General features: G+C 51.6%; 23 protein-coding genes. 9 read left to right on the forward strand and 14 right to left on the reverse strand.

All coding sequences use genetic code 11. The annotated features are described in order from the left end of the window. Positions 1 to 58 precede the first annotated feature (58 nt). Complete coding sequence (locus MON37_RS04850; RefSeq protein WP_039404972.1) at positions 59 to 2,086, forward strand: BCCT family transporter; 2,028 nt, start codon at positions 59 to 61, stop codon at positions 2,084 to 2,086. 234 nt (positions 2,087 to 2,320) lie between these two features. Here the strand turns inward: MON37_RS04850 and MON37_RS04855 are convergent, their stop codons facing one another. Further along, a complete protein-coding gene (locus MON37_RS04855) occupies positions 2,321 to 4,792 on the reverse strand; it encodes a heavy metal translocating P-type ATPase (protein ID WP_039404976.1) in 2,472 nt (823 codons plus the stop codon). A gap of 419 nt (positions 4,793 to 5,211) precedes the next feature. Here MON37_RS04855 and MON37_RS12300 point away from each other — a divergent pair, with 419 nt between their 5' ends. After that, entirely contained in the window at positions 5,212 to 5,337 is a 126-nt protein-coding gene (locus MON37_RS12300; RefSeq protein WP_003757417.1) for a hypothetical protein, read from the forward strand. Positions 5,338 to 5,534: 197 nt separating this feature from the next. Here MON37_RS12300 and hflX read toward each other — a convergent pair whose 3' ends face one another. The 7 genes from hflX to MON37_RS04890 form a co-directional block, all read right to left on the reverse strand. Beyond that, a complete protein-coding gene (gene hflX, locus MON37_RS04860) occupies positions 5,535 to 6,725 on the reverse strand; it encodes a GTPase HflX (protein ID WP_039404979.1) in 1,191 nt (396 codons plus the stop codon). Positions 6,726 to 6,751: 26 nt separating this feature from the next. Continuing rightward, complete coding sequence (locus MON37_RS04865) at positions 6,752 to 7,531, reverse strand: ferredoxin--NADP reductase (RefSeq protein WP_039404981.1); 780 nt, start codon at positions 7,529 to 7,531, stop codon at positions 6,752 to 6,754. A gap of 118 nt (positions 7,532 to 7,649) precedes the next feature. Beyond that, positions 7,650 to 8,546: an IS3 family transposase gene (locus tag MON37_RS04870; protein WP_242883710.1), complete on the reverse strand. Its 897-nt coding sequence runs from the start codon at positions 8,544 to 8,546 to the stop codon at positions 7,650 to 7,652. Continuing rightward, entirely contained in the window at positions 8,450 to 8,800 is a 351-nt protein-coding gene (locus MON37_RS04875) for a helix-turn-helix domain-containing protein (RefSeq protein WP_039406616.1), read from the reverse strand. Before MON37_RS04875 ends, MON37_RS04870 begins: the two co-directional genes overlap by 97 nt. Positions 8,801 to 9,064: 264 nt before the next feature. After that, entirely contained in the window at positions 9,065 to 9,523 is a 459-nt protein-coding gene (locus tag MON37_RS04880) for an META domain-containing protein (RefSeq protein ID WP_039407791.1), read from the reverse strand. A 109-nt stretch (positions 9,524 to 9,632) separates the two neighbouring features. Then, positions 9,633 to 10,598, reverse strand: a complete 966-nt coding sequence (locus tag MON37_RS04885) for an IS30 family transposase (RefSeq protein WP_242883583.1) — start codon at positions 10,596 to 10,598, stop codon at positions 9,633 to 9,635. Between the two features lie 100 nt (positions 10,599 to 10,698). Then, positions 10,699 to 11,856 (reverse strand): trans-sulfuration enzyme family protein, encoded by a 1,158-nt coding sequence (locus MON37_RS04890; RefSeq protein WP_039410495.1) that lies wholly within the window; start codon positions 11,854 to 11,856, stop codon positions 10,699 to 10,701. A gap of 180 nt (positions 11,857 to 12,036) precedes the next feature. On the opposite strand from MON37_RS04890, the gene folE2 reads away from it, so the two are divergent. Together folE2 and MON37_RS04900 are read left to right on the forward strand one after the other, a co-directional pair. Beyond that, positions 12,037 to 12,810 (forward strand): GTP cyclohydrolase FolE2, encoded by a 774-nt coding sequence (gene folE2, locus MON37_RS04895; protein ID WP_039410498.1) that lies wholly within the window; start codon positions 12,037 to 12,039, stop codon positions 12,808 to 12,810. A 111-nt stretch (positions 12,811 to 12,921) separates the two neighbouring features. Continuing rightward, entirely contained in the window at positions 12,922 to 13,887 is a 966-nt protein-coding gene (locus tag MON37_RS04900; protein ID WP_242883792.1) for an IS30 family transposase, read from the forward strand. A 135-nt stretch (positions 13,888 to 14,022) separates the two neighbouring features. Here MON37_RS04900 and MON37_RS04905 read toward each other — a convergent pair whose 3' ends face one another. The 6 genes from MON37_RS04905 to MON37_RS04930 form a co-directional block, all read right to left on the reverse strand. Beyond that, positions 14,023 to 14,577: a hypothetical protein gene (locus MON37_RS04905; protein ID WP_039409329.1), complete on the reverse strand. Its 555-nt coding sequence runs from the start codon at positions 14,575 to 14,577 to the stop codon at positions 14,023 to 14,025. A 150-nt stretch (positions 14,578 to 14,727) separates the two neighbouring features. Further along, positions 14,728 to 15,096 carry a hypothetical protein gene (locus tag MON37_RS04910; RefSeq protein WP_039409332.1) on the reverse strand — a complete coding sequence of 123 codons (369 nt, stop codon included), beginning with the start codon at positions 15,094 to 15,096 and terminating at the stop codon, positions 14,728 to 14,730. Positions 15,097 to 15,385: 289 nt separating this feature from the next. Continuing rightward, the gene (locus MON37_RS04915) at positions 15,386 to 17,308 is read right to left on the reverse strand and encodes an ATP-binding cassette domain-containing protein (RefSeq protein WP_039409334.1); all 1,923 of its coding nucleotides are present in this window, start codon (positions 17,306 to 17,308) and stop codon (positions 15,386 to 15,388) included. A 166-nt stretch (positions 17,309 to 17,474) separates the two neighbouring features. Beyond that, complete coding sequence (gene ubiE / locus MON37_RS04920) at positions 17,475 to 18,212, reverse strand: bifunctional demethylmenaquinone methyltransferase/2-methoxy-6-polyprenyl-1,4-benzoquinol methylase UbiE (RefSeq protein ID WP_003743261.1); 738 nt, start codon at positions 18,210 to 18,212, stop codon at positions 17,475 to 17,477. A gap of 209 nt (positions 18,213 to 18,421) precedes the next feature. Further along, entirely contained in the window at positions 18,422 to 18,856 is a 435-nt protein-coding gene (locus MON37_RS04925; RefSeq protein ID WP_039409337.1) for a gamma-butyrobetaine hydroxylase family protein, read from the reverse strand. A gap of 365 nt (positions 18,857 to 19,221) precedes the next feature. After that, entirely contained in the window at positions 19,222 to 20,508 is a 1,287-nt protein-coding gene (locus tag MON37_RS04930; RefSeq protein ID WP_039409340.1) for a CAP domain-containing protein, read from the reverse strand. Positions 20,509 to 20,839: 331 nt separating this feature from the next. On the opposite strand from MON37_RS04930, the gene MON37_RS04935 reads away from it, so the two are divergent. The 5 genes from MON37_RS04935 (at position 20,840) to purE (ending at position 24,470) form a co-directional block, all read left to right on the forward strand. Continuing rightward, entirely contained in the window at positions 20,840 to 22,168 is a 1,329-nt protein-coding gene (locus tag MON37_RS04935; RefSeq protein WP_039409353.1) for an anaerobic C4-dicarboxylate transporter family protein, read from the forward strand. Between the two features lie 133 nt (positions 22,169 to 22,301). Next, on the forward strand, positions 22,302 to 22,487 hold the full coding sequence (locus tag MON37_RS04940) for a DUF3460 family protein (RefSeq protein ID WP_003743254.1): 186 nt from the start codon (positions 22,302 to 22,304) through the stop codon (positions 22,485 to 22,487). 10 nt (positions 22,488 to 22,497) lie between these two features. Next, entirely contained in the window at positions 22,498 to 23,166 is a 669-nt protein-coding gene (locus MON37_RS04945) for a class I SAM-dependent methyltransferase (protein ID WP_039409343.1), read from the forward strand. Positions 23,167 to 23,170: 4 nt separating this feature from the next. Further along, positions 23,171 to 23,905, forward strand: a complete 735-nt coding sequence (locus tag MON37_RS04950; RefSeq protein ID WP_039409345.1) for a tetratricopeptide repeat protein — start codon at positions 23,171 to 23,173, stop codon at positions 23,903 to 23,905. Positions 23,906 to 23,984: 79 nt separating this feature from the next. Beyond that, positions 23,985 to 24,470: a 5-(carboxyamino)imidazole ribonucleotide mutase gene (gene purE / locus MON37_RS04955; RefSeq protein WP_003743250.1), complete on the forward strand. Its 486-nt coding sequence runs from the start codon at positions 23,985 to 23,987 to the stop codon at positions 24,468 to 24,470. Positions 24,471 to 24,492: the final 22 nt, after the last annotated feature.

A 24,492-nucleotide genomic window follows, 5' to 3' on the forward strand; every position in this document is an offset into this window, starting at 1 on the left:
CCATATACAGCCTTGCGCCCGTATCCGCCTGCCTCACCATCCCAAAGGAGGTCAAGGTTTGTCTTTATTTCATTTCTTACGCAACCGCTCTTCGTTCAATCCCTTCGTCGTTTCCGTTACGCTGTCCTTCGTGCTGCTGGTCATCGGCATCGCGCTTTTGATTCCGCAGCAGGCAGAAACCGTCCTCAATGCCGCCAAAACAGGCATTTTCAAAAACTTCAGTTGGTTTTACATCTTGGCGTTTTCAGCCTTCTTCTTCTTCCTGCTCGCACTTTCGGTCAGCAGCTTCGGCAACATCAAACTGGGCAGCAACGAAGAAGAGCCTGAATTTAGCTTTTGGTCTTGGCTCGCCATGCTGTTCGCGGCGGGTATGGGGGTCGGGTTGATGTTTTTCGGTGTCGCCGAACCGCTCACCCACTATCTGTCCCCCATCACCGAAGGCGGCAGCGGCGCAAGGCAGCAGGACGCGTTGCTCCACACCCTCTTCCACTGGGGTGTACATGCCTGGTCGGTTTACGCCGCCATGGCGTTGGCGCTCGCCTATTTCGCCTTCCGCTACAAACTCCCGCTTTCCCTGCGCTCCTGCTTTTATCCGCTGTTGAAAGAGAAAATCGACGGTAAGGCAGGCGACATCATCGACATACTCGCGCTGGTCGCCACCCTGTTCGGCATCATTACCACGCTCGGTTTCGGCGCGGCGCAGTTGGGCGCGGGCTTGGCACAAATCGGCTGGATAAGCGAAAACACCTTTTCCGTACAAACCATCGTGATTTTCGCCGTCATGGGTTTGGCAGTCGCCTCCGCCGCCTCCGGCATAGGCAAAGGCGTCAAAATGTTGAGCGAGATGAACTTGACCCTTGCTTTTGTACTGATGGTTTTCGTCCTCGCCACCGGCCCGACCCTCCACCTGCTCTCCGCCTTCAACGACAACCTCGGCACTTACCTGAGCAACCTCGTACAACTCAGTTTCAAAACATACAGCTACGAACAAAACCATACCGAATGGTTCGGCGGCTGGACCATCTTATACTGGGCATGGTGGTGTTCTTGGGCGCCTTTCGTCGGACTCTTCATCGCCCGCATCTCGCGCGGACGCACCATACGCGAATTCATTTTCGGCGTTTTGGCGGTTCCCTCCCTGTTCTGCGTCATCTGGTTTACCATCTTCGGCGATACCGCCATCTGGATTAACGACCACACCGCAGCAGGCGCATTGGGCGAATTGACCGGCACGCCCGAAAAACTCCTCTTCCGCTTCCTCGAATACCTCCCCCTGCCGACCCTCACAGGGCTCGTCAGCCTCATGGTGATCGCCCTCTTCTTCATCACCTCCGCCGACTCCGGCATTTATGTCCTCAACAACATCGCCTCCCGCGACAAAAGCCTGACCGCCCCACGCTGGCAGGCAGTGATGTGGGGGCTGTTGATGTCCGCAGCCGCCATCGTCCTTTTGCGCTTCGGCGGACTGCCCACCCTGCAAACCATGACCCTTATCGTCGCCCTGCCTTTCGCCATGCTCATGCTGATCATGTGTTTCAGCCTCTGGCGCGGATTAAACGCCGACCACAAATACTTCACGACCGCCGTCACCCCCTCCAGTGTCTATTGGAGCGGCGACAACTGGCAGGACAGGCTCGAGCGTATGCTGAACCAAACGCAGGAACAAGACATCCTCAAATTCCTCAAAACCACCGCCCTGCCCGCCATGCGCGAACTGAGCGAAGAGTTGTCCGACAAATACAGCCTGAGCGTCGACATCCAAACCTACTTCGACCGCGAAGAGCCTGCCGTCGAATTCACCATCCACAAAGAGTCCCTGCGCGACTTCATGTACGGCATTAAAACCATCAAGCGCGAAGTGTCCGAACAGCTTATCAAAGACGGCCACCTCCCGCACATCCGCCACAACGTAACCTACGAGCCCTACACCTACTTCTTCGACGGCCGCAGCGGCTACGACGTGCAATACATGAACCGCCGCGAACTCATCGCCGACATCCTTAAGCAGTACGAGCGTTACCTCAACCTCCTGACCAATGTCGGACAAGAACTCATGTCGCACCAGCAAACCGAATTGGCGGAATAAGTTTTGTTTGAATAAGTTGCAACAAAGGTCGTCTGAAAACGGATTTCCCGTTTTCAGACGACCTTTTGTCATGCGTTCAAATCAAACCACACATTCCATCTAAAACCCAACCGTAGCGTGGGCTTTGCCCACGAAAAACCACCGCCCAATCCATCTTTAAAAAAACCAAATAAAAAACGTCGTCTAAAAACCCAAGTCCGGCTTTTCAGACGACCTTTCCCCTCCCCAAACCACCTACTTCCTCTTCTTCAACAGCCTCAACGCGTTGCCCACTACGAACAGCGAGCTGAGGCTCATGCCCAATGCGGCGATCCAGGGTTTGACGTAGCCCAGGACGGCAAGCGGGACGGCGATGATGTTGTATGCGCTTGCCCAGGCGAGGTTTTGGCGGATGATTTCGCGTGTGCGGCGGGCTTGGGCGATGGTGGCGGGCAGGATGTTCAAATCGTCGTTGAGCAAGACCAGATCGGCGCCGTCGCGTGCGACATCGGCACCTGCTGCGACGGCGGCGGATACGTCGGCTTGGGCGAGGACGGGGGCGTCGTTGATGCCGTCGCCGACCATCAAGACTTTTCTGCCCTGTTTCTGCAAGTCTTCAACATAGGCGAGTTTATCTTCGGGCGTGGCTTCGGCGCGGTAGGTGTCTAAACCGAGTGTCTGCGCGACTTGTGCAACGGCATTGGTGCGGTCGCCGCTGAGCAGGTGGGTGCGGATGCCTTGTTGTTTGAGGATGTCGAGCATGGCGGCGGCGCTGTCTTTGATTTGGTCTTCGAGCAGGAAGACGGCTTGGAAACCGCTTTGGTTGCCGAGGAACACCATGCTGCCTGCGTGTTCGATACCGGCGGCTTCGTCAGGCAACACGCCGGCTATTCCAGCGACAAAATCGGCGCGTCCCAATGCCCAAACTTGGGTTTCTCCTTTGTAGGTCATTTGCGCGCTAACGCCTTGCCCGATGCGGTTGACGCGTTGGGAGACTGTGTATTCGGGCGCAGGGGCGGGGTCGTCTGAAAGCGTGTGGTTCAAGATGGCGCGGGCGATGGGGTGTTCGGATTGTTGCTCCAGGGCTTGTGCGGCGGCGAGCGCTTCTTCTGTTTTCAGACGACCTAAGGGGATGATTCGGCTGACGGACAGTTGTCCTTTGGTCAGCGTGCCGGTTTTGTCGAACACGACGTCGTCGATTTGGGCGAGCGTTTCGAGGCTTTGTTTGCCGCTGATTAACACGCCGTCGTCGGCAAGCGCGCCTGTGGAGGCGGCAAGCGCGGTCGGCGTGGCAAGCGAAAGTGCGCACGGGCAGGTAATGACCAGCAGAGCGACGGTAATCCACAAGGCGGTTTGCGCGTCGGCATACCATGCCCAGCCGATGAAAACGGGCACGGCAAGCAGCAGCTCGCCAAACACGAAGCTGGAGGCGTATTTCTCGGCAAGCTCGGCGGCGCGCGGTTTTTGGGCGAGCGCGCGGTCGAGCAGTTTGACGATGTGCGACAGGCGCGTGTTGTTGCCGGTGCGGTCGGTTCGGATAACAAGCGGGCTGCCCGTATTGAGCGTGCCTGCGATAACGTTTTCAGACGACCTTTTGACAACGGGCAGGCTCTCGCCCGTCAACATGGCTTCGTCCACTTCGCTCTCGCCGGACAACACCGTGCCGTCCACAGGAATGACTTCGCCGGGTTTGACAACGATCACGTCGCCCGCCTGAAGCTGTACAACCGCCGCTTCTTCGATTTCCTCGCTGTCGGGATAAGACGGAAGGCGGTGGCAGAACGCGGGAACGAGTTTCACCAGCCGCTCCGCCGCATCCCCCGCCCTGCGCCTTGCGATTTGTTCCATAAACCGCCCACCCAACAGGAAAAACAGCAGCATGGCGATGGATTCGAAATACATCCCCTGCCCCGCGTTGACGGCGAGACTGTAAATACCCGCGACAAAAGTCATCACGACCGCAATCGCAATCGGCGTATCCATGCCGACACGGCGGTTTTTCCAATCGCGCCATGCGCCGCGGTAAAACGGCAACGCGCTGTAAAACACGACGGGCAGCACCATCAAAAAACCGCCCCAGTGCAGAATTTCCAAAAACAGCGGCTCAATGTCGCCGCCGTAAAGATAAGTCGGCACGGCAAACATCATCGTCTGCATCATGCCCAAACCCGCGACCGCCAGCCTGACGATAAACTGTTTGCGCTCTTTTTGCGCCTGCGCCTCGACTTTTTGCGCATCGTAAGGCGCGGCGGTATAACCCGTTTTGCGGATTTTCAAAAGAATGTCCGACAGCGCGATTTTGCCCTCGTCCCACACCACGCGGCAGCGGTGCGTACTGTAATTCAAATCCACGCGCACCACGCCTGCTGTCCGCAAAAGCTGTTGCTCAATCAGCCATACGCACGCCGCGCAGGTAATGCCGCCCAGCATCAACACCGCCTCGCGTTCATCCCCTTCCCCGACCTCGACAAAATCCGCCTGCACTTCGGGCAAATCGTACAATTTCAGTTGCGACAACACTTCCGGCGGCGGCAATTCGGATTTTTCCGCATCGGCGGTACGCTGTTTGTAATAATTGCCCAAACCTGCATCAATAATGCTCTGCGCCACCGCCTGACAACCCGCGCAGCAGGTTTCATGGTCTTCATTTTCGTAGCGGACGGTCAAATGGAGGTGTTCGGGGACTTCCAGACCGCAATGGAAACAGGTTCTTTCCGTTTGATTCATAATATGTGCCTAATGGTGTGCCGGCAGATGGTTTGCCGTTTCAAACTTGGATTTAAAATGTTTAGAAATGTAAACTTTATTAAAGTGTCGCTTTTTAGCAGATTTTTAAAAATATTTTACAAAACGTTTATTTTAAAACAATTTGCATATTTTTATTACTTTTATTTATATTTTTCAATAATATAACCGCTCATCAACAGACGAACGGTTACGTTCTGATACCGCATATCGTGCGAATTTACCGATTATTTTAATGTAAAAATGGAACTTTTTTGAAAAAACGCACTACATTTTTGTTGACCGACTCAATTTGAAGCTGCATACTATGCGCATATTCCGTACAAACAGTGCGGTAAAAAATACAAAACATTACGCTTTTACACAAAATTTTTCATTAACTTCTTACTCGGGAAAACATCATGATTGACCGCCTGCTACCTATTTTTGCCGTTATCGGCATCCTGTCCAGCGTCGCCTACCTGAGCTTGGCGGCATGGATGATTTACGAAAACGTTTTGAAAAAACGCCGCCTCCTCCCCCTCTAAGCGGGAAACCTTTTAAACGGCCGTTTGGAATAAAGATAAACCCTCCCTGATTTATCTTTGTTTTCCAAACGGCCTTTATTTTTTCAGACGACCTTTTGAAACACGCGGCGGCAAACAATGCAAACAATGGATGAAAATCAAAATCCGCCCCGCCGTCCTTCCCATTGAGAAACAACGGCAGTCAAAACACCTTGTTTTTATTCGGACTCAAAGTTTTCAGACGACCTCTTGCCACCGTTTTCCAACGCCCGTTCAATCATCGCCTCACGCAAAGCGTCCAAGCCCAGACTTTTCGTCACCGAAATATTCACACCGACGGCGCGTCCCGAATTATCCCGCAACACGCCCGCATCGCGCACGCCTTGCGGCAGCAGGTCGATTTTGTTGTACACGACAAGCTGCGGCACTTCATGCGCGCCGATTTCCTCCAAAACCACATTCACATCATCCATCTGCCGCTCGAAATCGGGATTGGACGCATCGACGACGTGCAGCAGCACATCCGCCAAAGCCGTTTCCTCCAACGTCGCCGAAAACGCTGACACCAGCTTGTGCGGCAAATCGCGGACGAAACCGACCGTATCCGTCAGAATCACGCCCGCCTCGTGCGACAGGAACAAACGCCGCGCCGTCGTATCCAGCGTGGCAAAAAGCTGGTCTTTCGCCAACACGTCCGCCTTGGTCAGACGGTTGAACAGGCTGGATTTGCCCGCGTTGGTATAGCCGACGATGGCAAAGGTTTTCAGACGACCCTCCATCCGCGATTTGCGGCGCGTGGCACGTTGTTTTTTCACTTGCGCCAACTGTTTTTTCAACGCCGTGATTTTCTGCCCGATCAGACGGCGGTCGGTTTCCAACTGCGTCTCGCCCGGCCCTTTCAGGCCGATGCCGCCCTTCTGGCTCTGCAAATGCCCGTAGCCGCGCACCAGCCGCCCGCTCAAATGGTTCAACTGCGCCAGCTCCACCTGCAATTTCCCCTCTTGCGATTGGGCGCGCTTGGCAAAAATCGCCAAAATCAAACCCACGCGGTCGAGGACGCGGCATTGCAGGATTTTCTCCAAATTGCGCTCCTGCGTCGGCGTCAATTCATGGTTGAACACCGCCAAGCCGATGTCGTGCAGCTTCACCGCCGCCGCCAGCTCCTCCGCCTTGCCCGTACCGACGAAATAAGCCGTATGCGCCTTGTCGCGCTTGGCGGTTTCCCGCAATACCAGCTCGCCGCCTGCCGCCGCGACCAATTCCGCCGCCTCGTCCAAGGTCGTCTGAAAAGTCCGCTCGCGCACTTCGTTCGCGCCCGAATAATCCGCGCTCAACATCACCCCGACCAGCATCACGCGTTCGGGTTGCTCCAAAGATTTGTCGACGGGGAAAATGTTGCGTTTGAACAAGGAAAATCCTTTCTTTTTCAAAGGGCTTAAAACCCGTTTTCCATCATGATTTCGCCGGGGATGCGGTTGCGGTGCATGGCGAAGCCCAAGTCCATCAAGGCTTGGAACGTGTCTTTGACCATGGCGGGATTGCCGCAGACCATAAAGCGCGTGTCCGCTTTGGTGAACTTGAATCCCGCGTATGTTTCGAGGCTGCCGTCTTTCAGCAGCTCGGGAATGCGCTTGCCGCTCAACGCGCCTTCGGTTTCCTCGCGCGTGGTAATGGGGACGAAGCGGAATTTTTGGAAATACTCGCCAATCAGCGGATGGTCTTTCAACGCTTCAACACGTCGTCTGAAAATCAGTTCATCGGCGAAAGAAACCGAGTGCGCCAAAATCAAGCGGTCGAAACGCTGCCAGATTTCGGGTTGCTCGATGATGGAGAGGAAAGGTGCGATGCCCGAACCGGTGCAGAGCATGACCAAGTCCTTGCCGTCGGGGAAGCGTTCGGGCAGGAGGAAGCCCGTAGCGGTTTTGTCGAGCAGTATGGTGTCACCCTCTTTCATGGCGGCGAACCGCGCGGACATGGGGCCGCCTTCGATCAAAACGGCAAAATATTCAAGCGTGTCGGCGTATTCGGCGGACACGACGGAATACGCGCGCCAGATAAAGCCTTCGCCATCGCGAAAACCGAGCCGCGAAAACTGCCCCGCCGAGAAGCGGTAGGATTCGGGGCGGCTGATGGCAAAAGTCATCAGCTTGGGCGTATGGTGTTTAATCCACAAGACTTTTTCTTCGGTGAACTTGGCTTCGGGCGAGGCTGCCATAATGGGATTCCTTGTGTGTGCGGGATGGGAAACGGAAGGTATTATACCCGTTCGCTTGACGAAAGGTCGTCTGAAAACTGAACTGGCCCCCAAATCTTGGACACTCATAAAAGCCTATTCAGGCGCTCTGTGCAAGCTGGGTTCTGTATGCGACAGGACTCAGCTTTTTCAATTTCAAACTGCAACGCTCCCGGTTGTAGTAATCCATATAGTCATCTATCTGCTTCATCAATTCATCTACCGTCAATTCACCTGCGTTATAGAAACACTCCGTCTTCAACACCGCAAAGAAGCTTTCCATCGGCGCATTGTCCCAACAGTTCGCCTTTCGCGACATGCTTTGAACCATGGAATGCCCCGCAAGCAATTCCCTATACCCCGCCGTACGGTACAGCACACCTTGGTCCGAATGAAGCATCGTTCCTTTAGCAGTCAGACGGAGGGCGGCTTTTTCGAGCATTTCCTTCACCATTTCGCTGTTGGCATTGCGGCTCATGGCGTAGGCGACGATTTCCCGGTTGAACAAGTCCAAGATTGGCGAGAGGTACAGTTTGCCGTCGCTCCCTTTGAGTTCGGTAACGTCGGTCAGCCATTTTTCGTTGGGCTTTCGGGCTTTGAACCGGCGTTTGAGGAGGTGTTCCGATATCTCGCCCATGGCGGGATGGCGGTAGGCTTTTTTCGCCCGTATGAGGGCTTTCAGTTCCATCTGCTTCATCAACCGCGCCGCTTTTTTGCGGTTCCAATCTAATGCGGCGGCAATGCGCCTTTGTCCGTAGCGTCCTTTATGCCGCCGGTAGGTTTCGACAAGGAGGGCTTTGTCGGCTGCGTCGGGGTCGGGTCGGTCTTGGTGATGGTAGTAAAAGCTGCTTTTGGGCAGGTTTGCGATGTGCAGCAGGTATTTGAGCGGGTGTTGCGCCCTCAGTGTTTGGACGGTTTGGCTTTGTCCTTTTCGGTCCGCTTTTGGCTGAGGGCTTTTAACTCCTTTAGGTAGGCGACCTCTGCGCGCATATAGCACAACTCTTCAATAAGCTCTGCCTGTGTTTTTTCTTGGTCGGGTTTATCTGCGATGAAGGGGTTTTTTCGATGTTGGGGCATGGTTTTGGATTGGGGATGTTCGAGTGCGCCGATACCGCCTTCTTGATAGGCGCGTATCCATCGTCTCAGGTGGGTTCGGGAAATGCCGTAGTGGTCTGCGGTACGCTGTTGGCTGCGTATATGCAGGTAGTGGAGTACGGCTTGGTATTTGAAGTGTAATGTATATTTGCTCATAAAAAAACTGCACCTTGTGAGTTGGAGGGTATGTCCAACTTTTGGGGTGCAGTTCAAACCTGATTGTCCGGTTTTCAGACGACCTTAAAGCGGAACTATAGTGGATTAACTTTAAATCAGGACAAGGCGACGAAGCCGCAGACAGTACAGATAGTACGGAACCGATTCACTTGGTGCTTCAGCACCTTAGAGAATCGTTCTCTTTGAGCTAAGGCGAGGCAACGCCGTACCGGTTTAAAGTTAATCCACTATAAAACTCAAAATTTACGGCTGACGGCGCAGGCGCATGGTTTTGCCGTTTTGCTCCAAAATCAAATCATTGCCGTCGAAACGATAGTTCCACACGCTTTTCATGTTCAAGAAAGCCTCTTCCAGCTTCATGTCTTCACACAGCATCATCGTCGTGGCAATCGGACCAAAATCAATTTTGCCCGCTCCGGCTTCCTTCGCTTGAAGCGTCAAATGATTGCAACCCATCTTGCCATGCGCCTTGGGCATTTTGCTCAAATCCAAAAAAGCGGTTCTGCCCGCCAAATCTTTTTCGGTGAATTTGTCGAAAGAAACCACAAACCATTTCGCTGCCAAAGCCGGTGTTGACGCTTGACGGGGTTCGGATGGTTTTTCAGACGACGTGACAGGTTGGGACGGCTGCGGTTTTTCAGCAGGCGAAGTACAGGCGGTCAGAATGATTGCGGTCATAAGGGTGGGGATCAGGGTTTTCATGATTTTGCCTTTCTAACGTGAGGTCAGCTAAAAGGTCGTCTGAAACCGCTTCAGCGAAACCCGCTACGCACTTTTCAGACGACCTTGGATTCGGATTTCAAGTGCAACACTAGGGTACCAGTGGTTGGAACAGATTTAAGAATAAAACACTTGGCGTTTCGTAGCCAAGTGTTTTTCTCGGCCGGTGGTTCAACTCATCTTGAACCCTGCGTATCTCCCGATCGCTGATGTTTCGGAAATCGGTTTGTTTGGGGAAATATTGCCGGATGAGTCCATTGGTGTTCTCATTCAGCCCTTTCTCCCAAGAATGGTAAGGGCGGCAAAAATAGGTTTTCGCCTTCAAGGCTTTGGCTATTTTGGTGTGTTGGTAGAACTCTTTGCCGTTATCCATGGTGATGGTGTGGACTCTGGCTTTATATGCCTTTAATACCCTAATGGCCGCCCGGGCAGTGTCTTCGGCTTTTAAGTTCTTTAATTTGCAGATGATGGTGTAGCGGGTAGTGCGTTCGACCAAGGTCAATAACGCGCTTTTCTGATTTTTGCCGACGATGGTGTCGGCCTCCCAATCGCCGATGCGGGTTTTCTGGTCGACGATAGCAGGTCGGTTCTCTATGCCGACGCGGTCGGGCACTTTGCCTCTGGTCCATGTGCTGCCGTAGCGTTTGCGGTAGGGTTTGCTGCATATTCTGAGGTGTTGCCACAAAGTGCCGCCGTTGCTTTTGTCTTGGCGAAGGTAGCGGTAAATGGTGCTGTGATGGAGTGTGATCCCGTGGTGTTTATGCAGGTAGGCACATACTTGTTCGGGACTGAGTTTGCGGCGGATAAGGGTGTCGATGTGTTGAACCAGCTGCGAATCGAGCTTATAGGGTTTTCGCCGGTGCTGTTTGGTCAGCCGGCTTTGCTTCTGTGCTTTTTCGGCGCTGTATTGCTGTCCTTGGATGCAGTGCCGCTTGATTTCTCGGCTGATGGTGCTTTTGTGGCGGTTGAGCTGTTTGGCGATTTCGGCGATGGTGCAGTGGCGGGACAGGTATTGGATATGGTATCGTTCGTCTTGGGTCAGTTGTGTGTAGCTCATGGCAATCTTTCTTGCAGGAAAGGCCGTATGCTACCGCATACTGGCCTTTTTCTGTTATGGAAAGTTGCACTTCAAATGCGAATCCGCCGACCTCTTTATCTTACAGCGTCAAATCCAAAGCCTTGGAAATATCGTTCCAAATATCGTCCGCGTCTTCAATGCCGATGGAGAAGCGCAGCAGGCCGACTTTGATGCCCATTTCCATTTTCACATCATGCGGCACGCCGCTGTGGGACTGGGAATAGCAATGGTTGACCAAACTTTCGACGCCGCCGAGGCTGGACGCCATTTTGACCAGTTTCATGTTTTTAATCACGCTGTTTGCCGCTTCGCGCGTGTCGTTTTTGAGGTAAACCGTTACCACGCCGCCTATGCCTTTGGGCATTTGGGTTTTCGCCAGTTCGTAATGTTCGTGCGACGGCAGTCCTGGATAGAACACTTTTTCTACGGCGGGATGGGCTTCGAGGCGGCGGGCGATGTCGAGCGCGTTTTTGCAGTGCGCTTCCATGCGCAAGGCGAGCGTTTTGATGCCGCGCAACACCAGCCAGCAGTCCATCGGGCCGGCAATCGCGCCGGTATGCACCATCATGTCGTGCAGCGGTTTCGCCAGTTCTTTGGTTTTAACCGCAACGATACCCATCAATACGTCGGAGTGGCCGCAAAGGTATTTGGTGGCGGAGTGGAACACGATGTCGCAGCCCATTTCCAGCGGCTGTTGCAGATACGGCGTGGCGAAGGTGTTGTCGATGCCTACTAATGCGCCAACGGCATGGGCTTTGGCGGCAAGCGCTTTGATGTCTACCAGCCGCAAAAGCGGATTGGACGGGGTTTCCAGCCAAACCAGTTTCACATTGTGCGCGGCAAGCAGTTCGTCCAAGCGGTCGGGGTTGCCCAAATCGGCAAAGACGACGTTTACGCCCCACTCTTTATAGACGTCAACCAGCAAGTCATACGCGCCGCCGTAAATATCGGCGACAGCAACGATGGTATCGCCCGGACGCAGGAAGGTACGCCACACGGCATCAATGCCCGCCATACCGCTGGAAAAGGCAAAACCCGCCGCCCCACGTTCCAAATCGGCAACCGTATCTTCCAAAACCTGACGGGTCGGATTGCTCAGGCGCGAATAGCGGTAGGGAACCTGCTCGCCGATTTCGTGCAGCGCGAACATACTGTTCTGATAAATCGGCGGCATCAGCGCGCGGTTGTGTTCGTCGCAATCGTAGCTGGAATGGATGGCTTTGGTGGCGAATTTCATCTCGGTTCAACCTTATAAAGATATGAATAATTCAGGATTTTATCACTATCCGAAAAATAGAAACAATCAATGCGGACACGGTTTGCAAGTGATATAATCTCGCATTTGCAAAACGGACGGCATGAATCCGTTTCAAACGACACACACCCCAACAATCCGACAATTAAGGACAAACAACGCATGAACGCCATTGCAGACGTGCAATCCAGCCGAGATTTACGCAATCTGCCGATTAACCAGGTCGGTATCAAAGACCTGCGCTTTCCAATTACTTTAAATACCGCCGAAGGCAGCCAATCCACCGTCGCCCACCTGACCATGACGGTTTTCCTGCCCGCCGACCAAAAAGGCACGCATATGTCGCGCTTCGTGGCGTTGATGGAACAGCAAACCGAGGCTTTGGATTTCGACAGGCTGCACAAACTGACCGCCGAAATGGTCGCGCTTTTAAACTCTCATTCCGGCAAAATCAGCGTTTCCTTCCCCTTCTTCCGCAAAAAATCCGCACCTGTTTCCGGCATCCAATCCCTGCTGGACTACGACGTTACCCTGACGGGCGAAATCAAAAACGGCGCATACAGCCATAATCTGAAAGTCATGGTACCCGTGACCTCGTTGTGTCCGTGTTCCAAAGAAATCTCGCAATACGGCGCGCACAACCAACGCTCGCACGTTACCGTCAGCCTGACCGCCAACGCCGAAGTCGGTATCGAGGAAATCATCGACTGCGTGGAAGCGCAGGCAAGCTGTCAGCTTTACGGACTGCTCAAACGCCCCGATGAAAAATACGTTACCGAAAAAGCCTATGAAAACCCGAAATTCGTAGAAGACATGGTGCGCGACGTAGCCACTGCGCTGATTGCGGACGGACGCATCGAAAGCTTCATCGTCGAAAGCGAAAACTTCGAATCGATACACAACCACTCGGCTTACGCTTATATTGCTTATCCTTAAACAAGCAAAAAATCGAAAAGGTCGGCGGATTCGCATTTGAAGTGCAACTTTCCATAACAGAAAAAGGCCAGTATGCGGTAGCATACGGCCTTTCCTGCAAGAAAGATTGCCATGAGCTACACACAACTGACCCAAGACGAACGATACCATATCCAATACCTGTCCCGCCACTGCACCATCGCCGAAATCGCCAAACAGCTCAACCGCCACAAAAGCACCATCAGCCGAGAAATCAAGCGGCACTGCATCCAAGGACAGCAATACAGCGCCGATAAAGCCCAACGGCAAAACCGGCTGACCAAACAGCACCGGCGAAAACCCTATAAGCTCGATTCGCAGCTGGTTCAACACATCGACACCCTTATCCGCCGCAAACTCAGTCCCGAACAAGTATGTGCCTACCTGCATAAACACCACGGGATCACACTCCATCACAGCACCATTTACCGCTACCTTCGCCAAGACAAAAGCAACGGCGGCACTTTGTGGCAACACCTCAGAATATGCAGCAAACCCTACCGCAAACGCTACGGCAGCACATGGACCAGAGGCAAAGTGCCCGACCGCGTCGGCATAGAGAACCGACCTGCTATCGTCGACCAGAAAACCCGCATCGGCGATTGGGAGGCCGACACCATCGTCGGCAAAAATCAGAAAAGCGCGTTATTGACCTTGGTCGAACGCACTACCCGCTACACCATCATCTGCAAATTAAAGAACTTAAAAGCCGAAGACACTGCCCGGGCGGCCATTAGGGTATTAAAGGCATATAAAGCCAGAGTCCACACCATCACCATGGATAACGGCAAAGAGTTCTACCAACACACCAAAATAGCCAAAGCCTTGAAGGCGAAAACCTATTTTTGCCGCCCTTACCATTCTTGGGAGAAAGGGCTGAATGAGAACACCAATGGACTCATCCGGCAATATTTCCCCAAACAAACCGATTTCCGAAACATCAGCGATCGGGAGATACGCAGGGTTCAAGATGAGTTGAACCACCGGCCGAGAAAAACACTTGGCTACGAAACGCCAAGTGTTTTATTCTTAAATCTGTTCCAACCACTGGTACCCTAGTGTTGCACTTGAAATCCGAATCCAAGGTCGTCTGAAAACCGGAAAATCCGTTTTCAGACGACCTTTCTTTGTCGTATTAAAATTTTTAATACCCTACCCATACTGCTTTCTAAACAATGATATTCACTCAAAGTATCACATCCGACTCAATTCCCTTTGTAAAGCTTGGATGTTTTGCTGGCGGTCGAGTACCGCGCTTTGCAGACTGGTAATCTCTTGCTGGTTGACACGCCCTCCTTTTGCTACGCGAGCTTGCGCCAAAGACTTTTGCGCTTCGCCCAATGCCTTACGTTCGTTGCTCAACTCTGTTTCCAAAATCGAACGGCGGCTAGCGCTGCCGGAAGATTTGGGCACAGGACTTGCAGCAACTATAGGAGCTGGACGGATTGGCACAACTTTGGGCTTAGCTTTTGCAGTATTTTTAAGAGCAGGTTTAACAACAATATCCGCTTTTTTCACAGGATCTTCAATAGATTCAGATGGAGGAAAAACAGCAGCAGCATCATAAGGTGCATTACTGTATTTGCCGATGGTTGGTAAATCTGCCGAATGGCAGTTTCCGGATGGGCGCGAAGTATAGACAACTTCGCCGTTGACTGTGCAGGTATAGATTTTAGAGGAAGCTTGTGCGCCTGATGCGGCGGCAAACATCAGCAATGAAGCTGCCAATGCGTGAAGTGATTGTTTCATGGTAAGGTCGTAATGTGAAATAAGTAATTGTTCGATAGATATTGCATTCAACTGTAATAGTATAACAATGCCAGCATATTCTCTCAAATAGGACGGCTGACTTTTTTAATTTCAAACCAAACCGTCTTATTCGTTTTAGCGAAAATTGCCTCACTCGTTTTCAGACGACGTTTTTGCGGCTTTATCCGATTTTTTGGCGCGTGATTTGGCGTTTTTGCTCTTTGTCTCTTGCTCTTGCGCCTTTTCCCGCGATTTTTCTTTTGAACGCGCCCTCTTGAGCTTGGCTGCCTTTTCTTCGGTATCACTGCTTAATTTGTTGATTTTCAGACGGTATGCACCGCCTTGATGGCTGCTGATTTTGGGCAGGTCTGTGCCTGTGCAGTTTCCCGAAGGTTCGGATGTATAGGTTTTGCTGTTGCCGGAATGGCAGCTGAAGACGGCTGCTGCGGTGTGGAGGGATAAGCCCAAAATGAGGGAGGATGCGACGATAAGTGCTCCTTGCTTGATTCGTGAACGCATGAGTTTTCCGTAGTTTGAGTTTTCAGACGACCTATTTTTGTTTTTATAGTGGATTAACTTTAAACCAGTACGGCGTTGCCTCGCTTTAGCTCAAAGAGAACGATTCTCTAAGGTGCTGAAGCACCAAGTGAATCGGTTCCGTACTATCTGTACTGTCTGCGGCTTCGTCACCTTGTACTGATTTAAATTTAATCCACTATATACAGTCCGACGGTCTGAAATGACCATGCCGAACTGTATTTTTTGGCGGCTTCTGAAGGCAAGTACGGAAACCATCGCAGCGAAGTATTTATAGTTGTGTAAATTCTGCGTCGATTTCCGTCAGGATTTGCTCTAGCTCTTCCTGCCACAAAAGCCAGTTTTCTTCTATTTGTGTTAATTTTACTTTAATTTCTGTTAATTGTGCGAGGGTTTGTTGTAATTTTGTTTTATTTTCGTCCGAATAGGCTTCCTCTTGTGCCAAAAATGTTTCACATGCCGTTTGAATTTCGGAAAGCTGCGCCATTTCTTTTTCGGCTTTGTCGATTTTCTGCTGTATCGGCTTGCCGCGTCGGGCTTTTTCTTGACGGATTTGTGCTTCGATACGCTTGGTGTCTTTGCGGTTTTGGCTTTGTGCGGAAGCGGCAGGTGCGGCGGTGGCGTTTTCCTGCGCCAACCTCCATTGACGATAATCGTTTAAATCGCCGTCAAAGTTTTTCAGACGACCTTTGTCAATCAGGAGGAAGCTGTCGGTAGTGGCTTCAAGCAGGCTGCGGTCGTGTGATACGACGATTAAGGCGCCTTGGAAACTTTGCAGCGCGAGCGTCAGAGCGTGGCGCATATCCAAGTCCAAATGGTTGGTCGGCTCGTCAAGCAGCAGCAAATTCGGTTTTTGCCAGATAATCATGGCAAGGGCGAGGCGGGCTTTCTCTCCGCCCGAAAAGGGTTCGGTTTTCTGCAACGCCATATCGCCGACAAAGTTGAAGCCGCCGAGGAAATTTCGGATTTCTTGTTCGCGCACTTCGGGAGAAAGCTGCTGAATGTGCCAAACAGGGCTTTGGTCGGCGCGGATGGTATCGAGTTGGTGTTGGGCAAAATAGCCTATATTGAGTTTTTCGGAACGGACGATGCTGCCGGAGAGCAAATCGATTTTGCCCGCCAAGGCTTTGATAAACGTAGATTTACCGCTGCCGTTAACACCCAATAGCCCGTAACGTGCGCCGCTCTCCAGCGATAGGGTAATGTCGTGCAAAACGGTTTTTCCTTCGTAACCCAAATCAGCGTGCTCCAGCTTCAGCAAGGGATTGGGCAGATGGTCGGGATTGTAAAACTCAAAGGAAAACTCGCTGTCCAAATGCGCGGGAGCGATGCGCTCGAGCTTCGCCAACGCCTTCATGCGGCTTTGCGCTTGAACGGCTTTGGTGGCTTTGGCTTTGAAGCGGTCGATAAAGGATTGCAGATGTTTGATTTGCGCCTGCTGTTTGACATAGGCGGCTTGTTGTTGCGCCAGGCGTTGTGCACGTTCGTTTTGGTAAAAATCGTAATTGCCGCCGTATTGCGTGAGCTTTTGCTGGGACAATTCGATGGTTTGGGTGGTGGCCGCATTGAGGAAGTCACGGTCGTGGGAAATGATGATTTGCGTGCAGGGTAAAGAGGCAAGGTGGTTTTCCAGCCACAAGACGGTTTCCAGATCCAAGTGATTGGTCGGTTCGTCAAGCAATAGCAAATCGGCGCGGCAAATCAGGGCTTGCGCAAGATTCAGGCGCATACGCCAGCCGCCTGAAAAGGATTTGACGGGACGGCTGTGTTCTTCTTGCGAAAAACCCAGTCCGTTCAACAATTTCGCCGCACGGGCCGGCGCGGTATAAGCATCGATTTCTTCCAATTTGGCATGATATTCCGCCTGCTTCATGCCGTCATTTTGCGCTTCCGCCTGCGCCAAGGTCGTCTGAAAAGCCTGCAACTCGGCATCGCCCTGCAAAACGTAGTCCAACGCGGAGATGTCCAAGTCGGGCGTTTCTTGGGAAACGGAAGCCATCCGCCAATTTTTCGGAATCGAGATATCGCCGCCGTCCTGAGTGATTTCACCCTTGATTAAGGCAAACAGGCTGGATTTGCCCGTCCCGTTTTTACCGATCAAACCGACGCGCTGACCGGGATTGACGGTGGCGTTGGCTTTGTCGAGCAGGACTTTCAAACCGCGTTGCAGGGTGAGGCTCTTGATTTCAATCATGATGGTAAAGGACGGGCGGAAAAATGGGAAAGGCGGTATTTTATAGCGAAAACAGCGTTATGTCGCCGTTCGTTGATGCCGCAGCGTTTCAACATAAATCTATGATGAAAAAAGGTCGTCTGAAACTGGATCTGGTTTCAGACGACCTTTTTACAACATTCCCACCTCAGAATTTCACGCCTTTATGCAATGCTACAATTCCTGCGCTCATATTATGATAATCCACGCTGTCGAACCCCGCGTCCAGCATCATCTGTTTCAAAGTTTCTTGGTCGGGATGCATACGGATGGATTCGGCCAGATATTGATAGCTGTCAGCATCTTTCGCAATCAGTTTGCCCATGACCGGTAGCAGCTTGAAGGAATACAGGTCGTACACCCCTTCCAGTGGTTTGTAGACTTTGGAAAACTCCAATACCAGCAGCGTGCCTCCCGGTTTCAACACGCGGTACATCTCTTTCAGAGCGGCATCTTTGTGCGTCATGTTGCGCAGACCGAAGGCGACAGAAACCAGATTGAAATAGTTGTCGGGAAAAGGTAGTTTTTCAGCATCAGCCAGCGATACCGGTAGAATCAGCCCTTCGTTGAGCAGTCGGTCGCGTCCGACGGTCAGCATCGAAGAATTGATATCGGTTAGCCAGACTTCGCCCTCTTTACCCACGCGTTTGGCCCAACCACGCGACAAATCGCCCGTACCGCCGGCAATATCCAATACTTTGTCTCCTTTTTTCAAGCGTGCGGTATTGATGGTGAAATGCTTCCAAACACGGTGCAGGCCGCCGGACATCACATCGTTCATAATGTCATAGTTTTTCGCTACCGAATGGAATACTTCGGCTACTTTGCCTGCTTTTTCGTTCTCATCTACGGTACTGAAACCAAAATGGGTTTTGTGGTCGCTCATGTTGCCTGCCTTTTGAAATTTAAAATTAAAATAATATGAATTCAGATATTGAATACGTCGAAGAAATCGTCAATCGCTTTCGACGCGGGAAATATATTTTTCGCCTATCCCACCTTAAAACGAGCGGCTGTTGAGTAACAGGTAACGTTGTGTGTAGCCCGCTCCGGTACCTAAAAATTTCAGTTCCATCTTTTCAGACGACCTTTTCGTCAATGTCTTCCGCCACAACCTCCGCTGCCACAGGTATGGCCGGATTTCGATTCGGTATTCAAATCGTCAGGAGAAGGGACACGGGACGCACCAGCCAGCTCCATACGGCGCAGGTAGTCCGTCCAAAGTGCGTCGTGATCGTGTGCCAGTTTGTGCAGATAGGCCCAGTCGTACAGGCCGCTGTTGTGGCCGTCTGAAAAAGTGATTTTCAAGGCATAATTACCGACCGGCTCCAAATCAGTAACGGTAACGCTTGCCTTTCCGGTTTGTAAAACCTCCTGCCCTACGCCGTGTCCGCGCACTTCCGCACTGGGCGAATAAACACGCAAAAACTCTGCGGAAAGTGGTTTTTCATCGGCATCGTAACGCAGCGTCAGTGATGCACGGTCTTTCGACAGACGGATTTCCGTCGGAATGAGGTTGTTTTCGTTCACGGGTCATACTCCGGATTTTTTACGCAGCCACGCAACTCTGATGGAAAAAACGCCCCCGGCCGCAGCAAACAGCAAAATTGAATAAAGGGACAGGCGTATCAAATTTATCCTCGTCTGCCCGTTTAAGCCCAAAGGTAACATCATCAGTCCTGCAAATATTAAAAACGCCGAAACCATTAAAGCGATAGAAATGAAGGCATAGCGGGTATTGGCATTGATTTTGTGATGACGCCTTATGGCTGCGCAAGGGTTGCTGAACTTGAAGTTGGGTCATTCTATCAGTTTTGCAGGCTAATTTCGATAAAAGGTCGTCTGAAACGGAAACGCCTGTTTCAGACGACCTTTTGGCTTTTGTTTTATCAGGCTTATTTGATAACTAGGACAACTGCTTTTTCGGTTTCTTCATTCGGCATCAGGCGTACGGCTGTGCCGGTTTTCCCTTTGAGGCGCACGAGGAAGCCTCCGGGTTTGCGTTCCAAAACATCAAGCTTTGCATCACCTCGCGGGCGGAATGTGATTTTTTCGCATTCGCGAAGACACCAGTGGTTTTTCCAATGAATGAAATAAATGTTATCCGGTTTGACGGCAAGCGTTTCTCCACCATTGACGACAAAATAAGGATAATCGGGCTTTTTGGTTTTGAATGTCCATTCTGCTTTCTGTTTCTTACCGTTTTGACTGTATTCGAATACGGCGCGGTAGGCAGTGTCGTATTCGAGCGGCGATAGTGGGAAAAGCGCGAATTGTTTGTCGGTCAACTGTCCGTTTGGATCTGTGTATTTATCCAAAATTTTGGTTTTGTCGATTTCGTTTTTGCCTTGATAAAGTTTGAACGACAGCATCTTGGCTTCGCCCCCATCGTCTGAAAATGCAATGCTGACGGGATTTCCGGTAAATTCATAACCGGGCATGGGATCAGGATGTTCGCCGTAAAAATCCGGCGCGGCAAAATTTCCCTTCGGATAAGCGATATACGCTAATTTTGTTTGATTTTTAATTTCGTCGGCGTAAACGATAGAGCCATTGAAACAAGAATTTTTATAGAAACGGCGACCTGCTTCCGGATAAGATCGCCCTAACGAACACCAATGATTGAATTCCCGGTTGCCCTGATTGAAGACGACGGCGGTTTTTCCGTTGCCACGCTCAACAGCTACTCCCGCTTCGTCAATATTTTGATCAAGCAAAGAAAAACGGTGGTAAATGGCTGTCATCAGGGCATCGGTTTGCTCGTGCAGGACAAGTGTGTTTTTAAATCCATCCTGATGGCGGTACTCGCCCGTGCTGATGTTTTCATGAACACCATCGAAATAATAGCCGGCCTTGCGGGCGCGGTCGGAGGGCTTGTACCCTGTGTAAAATTGATTGTTTCGATGTTTTTCGTCATGGCCGTCTTCAGGATTGATCAGCAGATATTTGGCGTGCCTTCGGGCTGACCGTTCCAATACCGGGGAATTCGACAGAGAATTCAAACCGGCAGCGGCACGCAAAAAATTAAGGTAACCCAAACCGCTTAAAGATTCTACGGACGAACGGTCTTGACCGGCTTGAGGGTGGATAAGGTTGTCTGAAAAGAAATAGCGATTTTGCTGGTAATAAAACAGACCAAGCGCGCCTGCTAATATTACCAGCCAGATGAAGATGGATTTCATATTGTCATTTTATAGAGTGAAATGAGTTTAACGTAATGATGAAAGAACTTGGCGAATCATACAGCATAATATCCGTAAACGTCGTCTGAAAAGCGCTGGTCAAGTGAAATAAATGTATTTTTATTACAGTAAAATATTGTTAAGCGAATCTGCCTGATTTATAATTCCTACCATATTAAAAGATGAAGTTTTTGTATTTTATAGGCAAATGACTTCATCCTCTTTTTTGTCTGTTGAAAATATTGAATATTTGCTCCATCGGTATTGGTGTGACTAGCCTGAAGCTGATATTTGCTTTATATCCTCAAATTACGGAGTTTTCATGTCCACAATGTTTTTTATCCAGTTCGCCATCGTACTGGTGTGTATCTTAATCGGCGCGCAGGTCGGCGGTATCGGCTTGGGCGTACTCGGCGGTATCGGGCTGGCGGTTTTGGCCTTTGGTTTCCATCTTGAGCCGACCAGTCCGCCGATTGACGTGATGCTGATGATTATGGCGGTTGTTTCCGCCGCCGCATCGATGCAGGCAAGCGGCGGTTTGGACTACATGATTAAAATCGCCACCCGAGTTTTACACCGCAATCCGAAATACATCACCTTCATCGCGCCTGCGGTCACTTACCTGTTTACCGTATTGGCAGGTACAGGACATGTCGCATATTCGGTATTGCCCGTTATTGCCGAAGTCAGCCGCCGCAACGGTATCCGCCCGTCGCGCCCGTTGACGATGGCGGTCATCGCGTCACAATTTGCCATTGTTGCCAGCCCGATTGCGGCCGCGGTCGTTGCCTGCGTTACCTACCTTGAGCCTCAACACATTACCATGGCTGATGTGCTGAAAGTGACTGTTCCTTCAACCATTCTCGGTATCGGTCTCGCCTGCGTATTCGTCAACAAGCTCGGCAAAGAGTTGAAAGACGACCCGCATTATCAGGCGTTGCTGAAAGACCCGGAATATGTAAAAGCCAACGAAAAAGATTCGGTTGAAGTATCCAATGCGCCCGTCAGCAAAGAGGCGAAACTTTCAGTCGGGATTTTCCTTGCTGCTGCGTTGCTGGTGGTCGTGATGGGTGCCGTCCCCGAGTTGCGCCCGACCTTTCAAACGGACGAGGGCCCGAAACTGATGGGCATGGCGCACGCCATCGAAATCGTCATGCTTTCTGCTGCCGCGCTGATTATCCTGCTGTGTAAACCGGATGGTAACGCGATTACCAAAGGCTCGGTATTTCATGCGGGTATGCGTGCCGTTATCGCCGTATTCGGCGTGGCATGGCTGGGCGACACGCTGATGCACGGTCATCTGGCTGAAGTCAAAGAAACCGTATCACATCTGGTCGAAACTGCGCCGTGGACTTTTGCGTTTGCCCTGTTCGTTTTGTCCGTCTTGGTCAACAGCCAAGGGGCAACCGTCGCAACGCTGTTTCCCATCGGTATTTCGCTGGGCATTCCCGCTCCGATTATCATCGGTACGTTTGTCGCGGTGAACGGCTATTTCTTCATTCCGAACTACGGTCCGATTATCGCGGCAATTGATTTTGACAGTACAGGCTCAACCAAAATCGGCAAATTTATTTTCAACCACAGCTTTATGATTCCCGGCCTCTTGAGCATGGTGTTCAGTTTGGCATTCGGTTTGCTGCTGGCGAATTACTTCTTTTAAGGTCATCTGAAAAAAGGTCGTCTGAAAACACAAAATGCGTTTTCAGACGACCTTTGCATTAGGATTATCCGCTATAATATCACCGCATAACAAAACCCGTCTTTTACGACCCTATCCCCACGGAGCGTACAAAATGTACCACTACAAATCCGAAGCCACCCAGTTTCTCGACAAACTTATCGAAGACAATCCGCAACTGGAAACGCAACGCCTAGAAAACCGCCACCTGCTTTGGGATGTCGAATTAAATCCGCAAGAGCAGGCAGAGTTTGAGGCTGCCAAAGTCGCCAAAAAACCCTACACATACTATCAAGACTGATCGTGCCGAAATGACCGTCCGTACATTCAACACACCTGCCGGACTACAGGACTACCTCAATACCATCGGACAAGCGGAGCATCCCGTCCTTGCCGCATTGCGCGAGCGCACGCTTTCACACCGATTAGGCAATATGGCCATTGCCCGCGAACAAGCCGCCCTGCTTTCTTGGTTGGCGCAGCTTATCCGTGTCGAAAAATATTTGGAAATCGGCGTGTTTACAGGATACAGCAGCACCGCCGTCGCGCTTGCATTGCCCGAGCATGGCAAAGTTACCGCCTGCGACATCAACGTAACATTTACCGACATAGCGCGCGAAACTTGGCGGGCGGCAGGAGTGGAACACAAAATTTCGCTGTACCTGCAACCCGCCCTTTTGACTTTGGACGACCTGATAGCGCAAGGCGAAGCGGAAAGTTACGACCTGGCCCTGATAGATGCGGACAAGCCCCCTACCCCGCAATATTTCGAACGTTGCCTGAAGCTTGTGCGTAAGGGCGGCATTATCGCCATCGACAATGTTTTGCTGAACGGCAGGGTCTTGCATGAGGGAGACGAACACTCCCCGCCCAGCTTGAAAATACTGCAAACATTCAACCGCAGCCTGCCCGAAGATAAACGTATCGTTCCCATTACCCTACCCGTCGGCGACGGATTGACCCTTCTATTGAAAAAATAAACCGATGAAAACAAACCTGCTTATCCGACTGCTTCCCATTGCCTTTACCGCCGCCTGTACTTCCGTTTCATCCCCGTCTTCAGACGATACTTTTTCGCTGCCGGATATTCCCGATAGCCCGCAGAAAGTATCCATCCCCTATCCCAAGCTCGACGAACAGACACAAATCGACCATTTGGGCGTACAGGTTGCACGCATCGAGCGGGAAATGGAGGCGGTAAACCTTCGTTTGCAGCAAATCGAGCAGCAAAACAAAATCCACTCCCGTCCTGCTAAGAAAACCGTGTCTCAACGCTTGGACGACCAGAAGCTCAAAAAACATTATCTGGAGAACGGCGGTACCGCGCCGACCGAAACAGATTCGCTTACCCTAAACGAAACTCGTCTTTACGAGCGTGCATCCAAATACTACCGCAACGGGAATTATCGGGCGGCGGCAGCCATTCTGAAGGAAGCCGACGGCGGTAACGGCAGCGATATTGCGCGCCGCAATATGTATCTGTTGCTGCAAAGCCAGCAGCGCATGGGCCACTGCGAATCCGTCATCGAAATCGGCGGCCGCTACGCCAACCGCTTCCGCAACAGCCCGCAAGCCCCCGACGCGCTTTTCAGCATCGGACAATGCCAATACAAGCTGCAACAGAAAGACATCGCCCGCAACACATGGCGCAAGCTGATACAGAGCTATCCCGATAGCGAAGCTGCCAAACGCGCCGCTATCAGTATCAAGCAACGATAACTTTTCAGACGATCTCCCCCCTATTCGAAGGTCGTCTGAAATCATTCATTGAATAATGTTTTATACAATAGGAGCAAATATGGCCAAAATCGGCATCATCATGGGCAGCAACAGCGACTGGCCCGTCATGCAGCAGGCAGCGCAGTTTCTCAAAGAGTTCGGCGTCGAATACGAAGCCCGCGTCGTGTCCGCACACCGCACCCCCGATTTAATGTTCGAATACGCTGAAACCGCCCGCGAACGCGGCATCAAAGCCATCATCGCCGGTGCGGGCGGCGCGGCACACCTGCCCGGCATGGTTGCCGCCAAAACCACCGTCCCCGTATTGGGCGTTCCCGTACCCAGCAAATACCTGCGCGGCGAAGACTCCCTGCTCTCCATCGTGCAAATGCCCAAAGGCGTTCCCGTTGCCACTTTTGCCATCGGCGAAGCAGGAGCCGCCAACGCCGCCCTGTTCGCTATCTCGCTGCTTGCCAACGAAGATCCTGAGCTAGCGCAAAAACTTGCCGATTTCCGCGCCAAGCAGGAGCAAACCGTTTTAGACATGGAATTACCCGAAGCCTGATATAAAAAAGGTCGTCTGAAAA

It is taken from the genome of Morococcus cerebrosus (assembly GCF_022749515.1).
Taxonomy (GTDB): domain Bacteria; phylum Pseudomonadota; class Gammaproteobacteria; order Burkholderiales; family Neisseriaceae; genus Neisseria; species Neisseria cerebrosa.

Bases quoted from the DNA above. Each gene is read 5' to 3' on its own strand.
- folE2 (WP_039410498.1), top strand. From the start codon at position 12,037: ATGAACGCCATTGCAGACGTGCAATCCAGCCGAGATTTACGCAATCTG.
- MON37_RS04865 (WP_039404981.1), bottom strand. From the start codon at position 7,531: ATGGCAGCCTCGCCCGAAGCCAAGTTCACCGAAGAAAAAGTCTTGTGG.
- purE (WP_003743250.1), top strand. From the start codon at position 23,985: ATGGCCAAAATCGGCATCATCATGGGCAGCAACAGCGACTGGCCCGTC.
- MON37_RS04930 (WP_039409340.1), bottom strand. From the start codon at position 20,508: ATGAAATCCATCTTCATCTGGCTGGTAATATTAGCAGGCGCGCTTGGT.
- MON37_RS04875 (WP_039406616.1), bottom strand. From the start codon at position 8,800: ATGAGCAAATATACATTACACTTCAAATACCAAGCCGTACTCCACTAC.
- MON37_RS04935 (WP_039409353.1), top strand. From the start codon at position 20,840: ATGTTTTTTATCCAGTTCGCCATCGTACTGGTGTGTATCTTAATCGGC.
- MON37_RS12300 (WP_003757417.1), top strand. From the start codon at position 5,212: ATGATTGACCGCCTGCTACCTATTTTTGCCGTTATCGGCATCCTGTCC.
- MON37_RS04910 (WP_039409332.1), bottom strand. From the start codon at position 15,096: ATGCGTTCACGAATCAAGCAAGGAGCACTTATCGTCGCATCCTCCCTC.
- MON37_RS04855 (WP_039404976.1), bottom strand. From the start codon at position 4,792: ATGAATCAAACGGAAAGAACCTGTTTCCATTGCGGTCTGGAAGTCCCC.
- MON37_RS04940 (WP_003743254.1), top strand. From the start codon at position 22,302: ATGTACCACTACAAATCCGAAGCCACCCAGTTTCTCGACAAACTTATC.
- ubiE (WP_003743261.1), bottom strand. From the start codon at position 18,212: ATGAGCGACCACAAAACCCATTTTGGTTTCAGTACCGTAGATGAGAAC.
- MON37_RS04880 (WP_039407791.1), bottom strand. From the start codon at position 9,523: ATGAAAACCCTGATCCCCACCCTTATGACCGCAATCATTCTGACCGCC.
- MON37_RS04900 (WP_242883792.1), top strand. From the start codon at position 12,922: ATGAGCTACACACAACTGACCCAAGACGAACGATACCATATCCAATAC.
- MON37_RS04890 (WP_039410495.1), bottom strand. From the start codon at position 11,856: ATGAAATTCGCCACCAAAGCCATCCATTCCAGCTACGATTGCGACGAA.
- MON37_RS04905 (WP_039409329.1), bottom strand. From the start codon at position 14,577: ATGAAACAATCACTTCACGCATTGGCAGCTTCATTGCTGATGTTTGCC.
- MON37_RS04915 (WP_039409334.1), bottom strand. From the start codon at position 17,308: ATGATTGAAATCAAGAGCCTCACCCTGCAACGCGGTTTGAAAGTCCTG.
- MON37_RS04950 (WP_039409345.1), top strand. From the start codon at position 23,171: ATGAAAACAAACCTGCTTATCCGACTGCTTCCCATTGCCTTTACCGCC.
- MON37_RS04945 (WP_039409343.1), top strand. From the start codon at position 22,498: ATGACCGTCCGTACATTCAACACACCTGCCGGACTACAGGACTACCTC.
- MON37_RS04885 (WP_242883583.1), bottom strand. From the start codon at position 10,598: ATGAGCTACACACAACTGACCCAAGACGAACGATACCATATCCAATAC.